We start from the raw sequence: 8,598 nt of genomic DNA, 5'->3' as shown, positions 1-8,598 counted from the left end.
GTTCCCCCTTTGAGATGTCCGTTCCCCCTTTGAGATGTCCGTTCCCCCTTTGAGATGTCCGTTCCCCCTTTGAGATGCCGGTCTATAGTGAATTAATCAAAGTCATTGGCTTGCACGTCATAAAAGGCTGTGTGTGGGCTTTGTGTTGGTGAGAAATATTTGAAAAAAGACTAAAATGCCCCTTATGAACGCTCTCAAAGGTCAATGGCTGTTGCAACATGAGGGACAAAGGGTATGATAATGCTCAGCTACTACTTTTATGAAGTGAAAAGAGGTATGAAGGTAAAGAAGGATGTGGAGTAAAAAGGGGCGTGCTTGATGGTTCACTTTACGGGGGCTATTATATTTTATTTACAGACACTGTTTTGAAATGAGCGTGGATGCGCTGGGAAATATTAAAAAAGTGCGTGAATGAAAAACACAAGTGTATTCTGTTTTAGGATGTCCTATTGTACCTGAAGAGGATATCTCCATTAAAGAATGCGATAAATAAAAGCATAAAATGTGTAATTTCATCAGTTAATTGTTGTTGTCGTGGATGCTTTAGTCCCGTAAAGCTGAAGAGTGATGATGGATGTTAGCTTTACTCCTTGAAATTTTATATTCTGCCAAAATGGAATTGTATGCGCATTGCGAAAGTTACACAAAAAGAGATAGGTAATAGGTTCGCTTTTATTTGGCATATAAAAGCTGAAACGGTTTACTCTTCATTGTTTTGGTTTCTCTCTTAAAATATGCGGTTCTATAAGGGATGAAAGTTGATTGACAGCGGGAATGGAGTTTATATGGCTTAAGTTTTCATCGTTAAGGTTTTGGGGAACTATTGGGGGACATAGTGGTTGGTTTAAAGAGGTTGGAAAATATCTTTGTGCTTAATAAAATAGATGAGAAATTTTGCTGAAAAGGGAAAACTTCTCTTGTTTGTTATTTGAAATGCTCTTTTAAGAAAAAATATCAAAATAAGTATCAGGAACAGAGAGGCAATAGACAATTCCTTCTTTTGTCAATTTGAGGAAAGCGGAACCATTCACGGAAATGGGAACGATTTTTTCGAGAACGGCACTACCAAAACAGGCTTTTTTATTGTTTGGGGGGGGGATGTCGGATTCAAAATTTTCATGCCAAGTGATGATAAGTTGCGTTTTGCCATTCAGTTTTGTTTCGATTTCACAGCGTACACAGATGCTACCCTTTTCTTGGGAAAGGGCTCCAAAAGAAAGAGAATTGACAATCAGTTCATGAAAAGCCAAACCAATATGCAAAGCGGCATTGGGAAAAAGATAAGGATCTACGCCTTCAAGTGAAAAACGTTCTGTTTCTTTCATAAAATAGCCTAAAGCCTGCATTTGGACCAATTCGCGAAATTGAGCGCCACGCCAATCGGAATCAGTGATCAGATCTTGAGAATGAGAAAGAGAATGAAGACGACCTTGAAATTTGCGTAAGAAAACCTGAAGAGATTCAGTATAGCGGGCGGTTTGGCTGGCAATACTTTGAATGATCGCTAGAAGATTTTTAGAACGGTGACTGACCTCGCGAAGAAGGATTTTGAGCACTTGTTCACGGCGGCGTAAGCCGGAAATATTAACACCGGTGGTGATAATACCGATAATATCTCCGTTATCATTACGATGACAATCAATAGAAAATTTATACCAAATCTCTTGTTTTTTTGTATCTTCAAAACGTGCTTCAACAGTTTGCATTTTGCCACTCGCTAAAACTTGCAGTTTGATGGTTTCCATATTGTCTGCAAGGTCAAGCGAAAAAAAGTCGCTGTCACGACACCCAACCCGCCATTTATTGTGCAAATGGTGTGGCAAGTTTTCAGCCCATAAATAAACCAGATTTGTTGCCTGATAGAGAACACAAATATCAGCACCACGAATCGCTTGCATGAGCGCACTCATATGAGATCTATCCATGGGAGGCTTTGAAAGAGGCGTAACGATCATAATTTTAAGATGTTACTCTGTTCTAAGCCGCTTTAGAAGCATTCTCTTGAAAAAATAAAGCTTGGGAAATAAGCGCTTTCACCATATCAGGGTTAAAAGGTTTGGTCACTAAAAAAGTTGGTTCTGGACGTTCGCCGGTCAGCAGCCTTTCGGGAAAAGCCGTGATGAAAATCACCGGTATACGGTCATTTTTCAAAATCTCGTTGACCGCGTCAATACCTGAACTGTTATCGGCTAATTGAATATCAGCCAAAATCAACCGTGGTTTTTTCTTATGATACATGATGACAGCTTCATCACGCGTGCGCGCTATTCCTACAACATGATGACCTAAGCTTTCTACCATTTGCTCAATATCAAGCGCAATAAGAGGTTCATCTTCAATAATCATTACTTCAGTGGCAATTTGTTGAGAAATATCAATGGATGCTTGGTTGAGAAGCTTACGAAATTCTTTCGTATCCAGATTCATGATTTCGCTGGCTTCTTGTTCATGAAATCCTTCAACGGCAATGAGCAAAAATGCTTGGCGTGCACGGGGCGTGAGATAGGATAATTTGGCACTGGTTTTTTGTTCAAGACCAAATTGGGGCAGGGGTTCAGGGATGTTCGGTGTGGTTTGGTCAAAAAGATGGCAAAAAAGCCAATAGGTACCAATTCGGTCACTGGATGCTTTGGGAAAAATGGAGATATCGGCAATGAGTGCTTCCAACATCGCTGACACATAAGCATCGCCAGAGGATTGGCTACCGGTGACAGAGCGGGCAAAACGCCGAAGATAGGGAAGATGCGGGGCAATGCGCGTTGATAATGACATAATTTATAACTCCTTTGATCTTTCAAGCATTTTGTTGGTTGAAATTCTCAACAGATAAAAAAGTTCCTTGATTTGTATGGAACTTTTTACCGATAGCCATATTTACAACCATAAGGCGAAAAATTCTTCGCGGTGCTACTGATATTATATGGATTAGGGGGATGAAAAATGAACAACCGTGATGAAAAAAATCTCACCACACAATTTACAGTTGGAGATGATCTTCTCGGGGTCAATAGCGAAATAGCACGGAAGTTACGTCAATTTTACATGGAAATTCAAGAAGAAGCACTGCCGCGGTGTTTGCTCGAGCTTTTAGAGAAGTTGGAGCGCGCAGAGCAATTTGGCTTAAACGCAGAGCAATTTGGCTTAAACAATGTGGAAAAGGTTTGAATCCTTTATGTCAAAGTGCGCGAAAAACTTTAAACAAGAACTCCTTTCGGTGTTGCCGGCTTTACGAGCTTTTGCTGTTTCTTTAAGTGGCAAGCAGGATAAAGCCGAAGATTTGGTCCAAGATACTGTTATGAAGGCATGGGCTAAGCAAGATAGTTTTGAGATGGGAACCAATCTTAAGGCTTGGCTTTTTACCATTTTGCGCAATGAATTTTACAGTCAAATGCGTAAAAAGGGAAGAGAAGTTCAAGATACCGATGGCGTGTTTACTCAAAATGTCGCTGTTCATCCTGCTCAATATGGATCGCTTGATTTGCAAGATTTCAAAAAAGCCTTAAATTTGCTTTCTGCCGATCAAAGAGAAGCCATTATTCTCATTGGCGCATCGGGGTTTTCTTATGAAGATGCAGCGGCTATTTGTGGTTGTGCTGTTGGAACCATTAAAAGCCGTGTGAGCAGGGCGCGTAATCGATTACAAGAACTTCTCAAGGTGGATGGTGAGTCTGATTATGGTCCTGATTCTTATTCAGCTGGAAGTACATTGTGTTCATTTAACGGCTAAAAAAGCATAATAATTATGATCGATAGCCTTGTTTTTTTTATTCCCGTTATAGCTATTACAGTAAAGTCAGTATCTGAGGAAATTCAGAGTGTTTGGCGTGTATCCTTAGGAACACAAGAAAAGCCTGTATAAACTTTCCCACGGGCTTTAGGTTTTATGTTCCATAAGGTTGCCTTCCTTTGTGCTGAAAAATGACGACTTTCAAGTTCGCCAATGGACATTCTATGACAACAAAAACAAATTTGATGCCTCAAATGCCTTCTTCTGATGCAACGATATCACGCTGGCGGTGGGTAGCGATTGTTGTTTCTCTTGTTATGGCTCTTTTGGCATCGGTTTTTATTATGTTGCTTTCAAATGCCGTTGATCGAGAAGTCGCACAGTTGAATACAAGTTCAGAATTACGCGAACAGGCTGATTTGGTCCTTATTAGCTTGATTGATATGGCTGTTGCTGATCGCAGCTATGCAAAAACGCGCAAGATGGAAGATAAAATACGTTTTGAAAATGCAGAGCGGGAGTTGGGGGATATTCTCGATTATATCGCACTTATTGTTTATGCGCATCCACAATGGGATGAATGGTTTACGGCTTTTAAAAAAGAGGTTGAAGCACGAAAAGCATTTATGAATGCCCATATGCATGCTCTTGATGCGATTCCTGAACAACCTTCTCATGCTGCCTCTTTTGAAGTATCAAAGATTCCTGTGGCACGTTTAGCTCAATTGATGACAAGCTTTATTAATGGGGATGATGTGGTGCGACAAAAACAGCGTGAGGGTATTGCATTGATGCGGGCTGCTTTGACATTGGCGGCTATTGTTTCCGTTGTGAGTACTTTTATTTCTGCCTATTTTGTTATTAATCGTTTTCATCGTGATGTACGCTCTTTAAAATTGTATCAATTGCTGCTTCATAGCGAAAATATCGCTCTGGAAGCCCGCGTGAAAGAACGAACACAAGAATTAGAAAGAGCACGCAATCACGCTGAAAAAGAACGCCAACGGGTTGAAATATTGTTGCAGGATGCAAGCCATCGCATTGGCAATTCTCTTGGGACGGTGTCTTCTTTGCTGGGGCTCCAGTTAAACCGGAGCAAAAATGAAGAGGTACGTTCTGTTCTAGGAGCTGCACGCGATCGTATTCAGACAATTTCTACAGCACATCGTCGTTTGCGCTTAAGTGATGATATGGAAACGACTTTTTTGGCAGAGTTTCTCAGTTCTGTTGTGCATGATGTCGAATTGGCTGTCCCTTTTGAATTGCGTGAAAACATCACTATTCACACCAACTTTAAAGATTGTCGCCTGTCTTCAAGAGATGCGACAACACTTGGAATTATCCTTGGTGAACTGCTGACAAATTCCTTAAAACATGCCTTTCCTGATCAACGTACCGGTCATATTTATATCTCTTTTGGTCCCCAGAAAGATGGACAATTGATGCTCATTGTAGAGGATGATGGCGTGGGAATGAAAAGCCAAACTTTAGAACAAAAAACAGGACTTGGTCGTGTGGTCGTGGAACAGCTCTGTATGCAATTTGGTGAAAAACCTCTGTTTGAAACTTCTGCTTTAGGAGGCACAAAGGTTGTCATTCCTTTGCCAAAACTACGCATGAAGAGTTCAAAAAAAGCTCTGACTGATTTTTAAAAGGGATAAACTCTTTGCTCTCTGCTTGTTCGTTTTAATAAAAATGAGAATAAAATATGACTTAGATAACGCGAATACAGCACCATTTACATCAGATTGTCAATTGTCTTCAAGAGAAGCAACATTGCTTCTTCATCTTTTGGTCTTTTTGTTTTTCGCTTTGTTGACTCCGATTATAGGCTTTCAAAATTCTCCTTTTTTGTATGTTTTATAGCTTTTAAGTGCTTAAGTTAAAATTTAAATTTATTTTGAATAAGAGCTCCTTTAAATCAATAATACTTATATTAGTAAGCTCTATTTCTTTGCGAAGAGATTGTTTTTTCAAGTTTTGTTATTTTTTGTAAGGCATGTAAAACTTTAAATATATGGTGTTTTTGTAAAAGTGAGTAACGAATATTCTTAAGGATAACTTGCTCGTAAAGTTTATGAAACACTGTCCTTTAGGGCTATGAACAGCATAAGCATTCAACAAGTGGAATCTATTCAAAAAGAAGTCGGGTTGTTTATAGAATGATATGGGTTTTAGAATCTTCATCTTTAGAAAAACTCACCTTTGATTAAAATTTTATTGCATGGAAAACAAAGGGATTTTTATCGTTTTGATAAAACAAACAAGAAGAGTTAGCCTTTTTGGGTTTCATATTTTGCACTTTTCTATTGTGCATAAACATGCAAAGGGGAGGGCGTTTTATTTTTAATCATTGTTATGCGACCTTGAGTGGTGGCATATTTCGGCGAATTCTTTATAGATATTTAAAGTGCGGAAATCTCTTTAAGAAAAAAAATCTCTTTGAGAAAAATAAGCGCTAAAGCATGTTTTTAGATGTTTTGAGTTGTAAAAATGCAGATGCTTTTATGCTTTAAGTCTCTTCGGAGGGGGGTATCGGGCTGTTGATCAAAGAATCAATATTGTTTTTTTCTTGTAGGAATGTTTGTAGGTCTTGATTGGTTAAGGCTTTGCTATCCGGTATACGGATGCGCATGGGATCAACTTTGACGCCATTGACAATGATTTCAAAATGACAATGGGGACCGGTTGCCATTCCTGTTGTTCCAACATACCCAATGATTTGTCCTTGTCGTACTTTCACGCCTGGTTTGATGTCTGGTGCATAACGGCTTTGGTGTGAATAACTGCTGATATATCCATTGGCGTGTTGAATTTCCGTGTGATTTCCATAGCCACCTGTTACGCCTACTCTTGTGACAATACCATCTCCTACAGCAATAATGGGTGATCCTTTAGGAGCAACCCAATCAACTCCCGTATGCATGCGAACATAGCCTAAAATAGGATGTTTGCGTGGACCAAAGGGGGAGCCAAAAATCCCATTTGGTGTGGGTTTGCGCAGCAAGAAAGGCTTTGAACTCCTCCCTTCAGAATCATAATAATCAACGCTTCCATCTTTTAATTGATAACGGTAATATTTATAAGTTGTATTTCCAAAAGTTGCGCTAATATAACGAATTTCTGGATCAGTGTTTTTGGATGCTTCCTTTGCTTTCAAGTTCTTTTTGCCGTTTTGGTTTTCTTTATCGCTTTGTGGTACGGCATAAAATATTTCGATTTGATCATTGGGGGTTATCGGACTTTTCATGTCAATATTGGTGGCAAGCAGACGAATAAGACGATGAGAGAGAGATTGTGATATATTATGGCTTAGCAAGGCATTATAGAGTGCATCATAAGCTGTTGGTAATTGCGCGCTATTGATATAAGAATGCGGAATACCATTTTGAAAAGCCGTTTTAAGAGCTTTAGACATTTTAGGCTCTGTGCTTTCAATGAATTGGCCTTTATCATTCAGCGCAATGGTGAGAACATGATACATCCCTTGATAGATACTTGCGCGTACGAGATGGTCTTCTTCACCAGCTTGTGTCACAATACCAATGCGTAAAAGACTTCCCTCTTTAAGGGTATCGGAAAGGCTCATTTTTTCTAGCGTTTTTACAACCTGTTCAATTTGCTTTTTTGTATAACTGGTTTTTTTGAAAGCATCGGCTATCTTTTGTTTTTTACGAATAGGAATAATATCTTCAACATAGTTTTTTGTCAGATCGATACGGTGACTTTGAGGAGAAACGGTTACATTTTCTTGAACAATGCGAACTTCAGGGGATTCTGTACCTTGGGAATCAGTGGATGCATCTTCTAATTTTAAAGGATCAATCAATGTGAGAACTGAAAGAAGTTCGGTACTTTTTTCTAAAGTAAATCCAGCTTTTTGCACTTCTTGTTGTGCCTCTTCATCTGTCAGCGTATCGTTGTTGTCAAAATCGAATTGATTTACCTTAAAATCATAGCTGCGTAAGGTGATTTTTGTTTCAACCTTTGCTCCATAAATCTGTCCAGAATCTTGTGGTTTGGCGCTTTGATTTTTCGAATCACTGGCAAGAATGCTTAAAGAATCAAATTTTGGATAGCTATATTTCTGGGGGCGCTTTTCGGCTAAAGCCATACGAATCCATTCAAAATGTTGTGTTTGAATAACTTGTTCATCGCCTTTTTTTTGCAGAATCGATAGTTCAAATTGACGTTTGCTGTCAAAGCTTTGTCGTGCATGGGTGGGAAAAATACGATCACCTTTATACCCATTGGCCTCAGGATCTTGTGTATGGGAGAGGTTTTCTTTTGTAAACCATTGTGGAGGGGTTACCAATCGCTGTTGTTCATCAAGAGCCGTAAAAAGTGCAATACCCATAAGAATGCAGGAAGTGATTCCTGTCAGAACGGTTCCCGTAAGCCAACGGGCCGAAACTTGTCGGCGCGCAGGACGCAAGCGTTTAACGACAAGAGCAGGGTCCTGTCCGGGATCGTTTTTTTGTTGTTCGTTATCCCACATAGATTCTAAGAGTACTTTTTCAATATTAAATAAAGAAAGCTAGCATAGCTTAGCATGTTTCTACAAGAATTTGATTCTTTTTACAAATTACAGATCATACGAATTCTCTTTATACATTAATGTCTTTATGAATCGTACCTGTGCAGAAAAATTTCCTTATTAAAGTAACATAAAACAAGTGTTATTGTGATTAATCCATTCCTAGGTACTTCCTATTTTTATGCATTGCAATGGGGTGCTATATTTTACTTTAAAGGCGCCATGCTCCCTTTAACTCTTTCTGTTTTCATGTTTTATTTTTATTTTAGTGTAATGTATTGAAATACAACCAGTTGTTTATGTTATTTTATTTTAAAAAAAAGTAAAAAATGAT

At 38.9% G+C, this 8,598-nt stretch carries 6 protein-coding genes; 3 read left to right on the top strand and 3 right to left on the bottom strand.

The window, feature by feature from the left end:
- Positions 1-941: 941 nt before the first annotated feature.
- Complete coding sequence (locus tag ACFIK8_RS06155; RefSeq protein WP_375635650.1) at positions 942-1,955, bottom strand: sensor histidine kinase; 1,014 nt, start codon at positions 1,953-1,955, stop codon at positions 942-944.
- A 22-nt stretch (positions 1,956-1,977) separates the two neighbouring features.
- A complete protein-coding gene (locus tag ACFIK8_RS06150) occupies positions 1,978-2,772 on the bottom strand; it encodes a response regulator (RefSeq protein ID WP_015856822.1) in 795 nt (264 codons plus the stop codon).
- 168 nt (positions 2,773-2,940) lie between these two features.
- Between ACFIK8_RS06150 and ACFIK8_RS06145 the strand changes: the two genes are divergently transcribed.
- From ACFIK8_RS06145 to ACFIK8_RS06135, 3 genes are all read left to right on the top strand, one after another.
- Positions 2,941-3,165 carry a NepR family anti-sigma factor gene (locus ACFIK8_RS06145; RefSeq protein ID WP_375644534.1) on the top strand — a complete coding sequence of 75 codons (225 nt, stop codon included), beginning with the start codon at positions 2,941-2,943 and terminating at the stop codon, positions 3,163-3,165.
- 7 nt (positions 3,166-3,172) lie between these two features.
- On the top strand, positions 3,173-3,727 hold the full coding sequence (locus ACFIK8_RS06140) for an RNA polymerase sigma factor (RefSeq protein ID WP_375635652.1): 555 nt from the start codon (positions 3,173-3,175) through the stop codon (positions 3,725-3,727).
- Positions 3,728-3,951: 224 nt separating this feature from the next.
- On the top strand, positions 3,952-5,379 hold the full coding sequence (locus ACFIK8_RS06135; RefSeq protein ID WP_375669030.1) for a sensor histidine kinase: 1,428 nt from the start codon (positions 3,952-3,954) through the stop codon (positions 5,377-5,379).
- A gap of 860 nt (positions 5,380-6,239) precedes the next feature.
- Here ACFIK8_RS06135 and ACFIK8_RS06130 read toward each other — a convergent pair.
- Entirely contained in the window at positions 6,240-8,225 is a 1,986-nt protein-coding gene (locus ACFIK8_RS06130) for a M23 family metallopeptidase (RefSeq protein ID WP_375635655.1), read from the bottom strand.
- Positions 8,226-8,598: the final 373 nt, after the last annotated feature.

It is taken from the genome of Bartonella sp. MR168JLCBS (genome assembly GCF_042194175.1).
This window is presented reverse-complemented; position numbering and strand designations above follow the sequence as displayed.